The following is a 434-nucleotide window of genomic DNA, read 5'->3' as shown; positions in this document are numbered from 1 at the left end:
GTGGACAACCCGGCCACCGGCGAGACCCTGGGCACCATTCCCAAGCTCGGCCGCGCCGAGACCAAGCGTGCCATCGACGCCGCCAATCGCGCCCTGCCGGCCTGGCGCGCGCTGACCGCCAAGGAGCGTTCGGCCAAGCTGCGGCGCTGGTACGAGCTGATGATCGAGAACCAGGACGACCTGGGCCGGCTGATGACCCTGGAGCAGGGCAAGCCGCTGGCGGAGGCCAAGGGCGAGATCGCCTACGCCGCTTCCTTCATCGAGTGGTTCGCCGAAGAAGCCAAGCGCATCTATGGCGATACCATCCCCGGCCACCAGGCCGACAAGCGCATCCTGGTGATCAAGCAGCCCATCGGCGTCACCGCCGCCATCACGCCGTGGAATTTCCCCACCGCGATGATCACCCGCAAGGCCGGTCCGGCCCTGGCCGCCGG

General features: G+C 68.9%; 1 protein-coding gene. It reads left to right on the top strand.

Annotated features, from left to right (window positions below; translation table 11 throughout):
- The coding region (locus tag QMX82_RS25700) for an aldehyde dehydrogenase family protein (protein WP_282288805.1) at positions 1–434 on the top strand (434 nt) is incomplete at both ends.

It is taken from the genome of Pseudomonas sp. PS02302, from assembly GCF_029959585.1.
Taxonomy (GTDB): domain Bacteria; phylum Pseudomonadota; class Gammaproteobacteria; order Pseudomonadales; family Pseudomonadaceae; genus Chryseomonas; species Chryseomonas aestiva.
The sequence above is the reverse complement of the archived record's forward strand: the minus strand, read 5'-3'. Positions and strand labels throughout refer to the sequence as shown.